This window comes from Micromonospora sp. H61 (genome assembly GCF_018070325.1).
In the GTDB taxonomy this organism is placed as follows: Bacteria; Actinomycetota; Actinomycetes; order Mycobacteriales; family Micromonosporaceae; genus Micromonospora; species Micromonospora salmantinae.
The window spans coordinates 1-913 of sequence record NZ_JAGPXY010000233.1 but is presented as its reverse complement, the minus strand read 5'-3'; the positions used below and the strand labels follow the sequence as shown (position 1 = coordinate 913).

The window sequence follows — 913 nt, the reverse complement described above, 5'->3', positions numbered from 1 at the left end:
CGGCGCAGGCGGTTGCCGGGCTGCTGGCCATCGCCCGCGAGGCCGCGGCCCGGCCGGGTGCGACCGCCGAGGACGTGCTCTGGGCCGTCTGGCACGCCAGTGGTCTCGCCGAGCGGTGGGCCGACGCGATCAACCAGGGGCGCCCGGAGGCCGGCGAGGGCGACCTGGCCCGGCGTCGGCGGGCCGAGGCCGCCGACCGCGACCTGGACGCCGTGCTGGTCCTCTTCGACGCGGCGGCCCGGTTCACCGACCGGCTGCCCGGTGCCCGCACCGAGGTCTTCCTCGACCACGTGCTCGCCCAGGACCTGCCGGCCGACACCATCGCCCCGACCGCCGACCGGGGTGCGGCGGTACGCCTGCTCACCGCGCACGCCGCGAAGGGCCTGGAATGGGATCTGGTCGCGGTGGCCGGCGTGCAGGAGGGCATCTGGCCGGACCTGCGGCTGCGCGGCAGCCTGCTCGGCTCCGAGCGACTGGTCGACGTGCTGGCCGGCCGGTCGGTGGACGGGGCGACCGCGGCGAACGTGGTGGGTCAGACCTCGGCGTTGCTGGACGAGGAGCGTCGGCTCTTCCACGTCGCCATCAGTCGGGCCCGGCACCGGCTGCTGGTCAGCGCCGTGGCGTCGGCCGCCGTCGGCGGCGACGACCACGAGGAGCAACCCAGCCGGTTCCTGCACGAGCTGGGCCCGAGCACGCCGCCGCCGACCCCGCCGAGCACGCCGCCAACCCCACCGACAGCGCCGGGCCCGCCGCCCGGTCCCCGCACCGAGCCGTCCGCCGGCGGCACCGGAGGCGCTGCGGCGAGCGAGAGCGGCGACGAGGAGCCGCACCGCCCCGGGGCACTGCCGGTCACCCGTCCACCCCGGGCGCTCACCCTGCCGGCGTTGGTAGCGGAACTGCGTACCGCCATCAC

Annotated in this window: 1 protein-coding gene; it reads left to right on the top strand. The window is 77.5% G+C overall.

The window, feature by feature from the left end; translation table 11 throughout:
- On the top strand, positions 1-913 hold a 913-nt coding region (locus KBX08_RS33350; protein ID WP_210787726.1), incomplete at both ends, for an ATP-dependent helicase.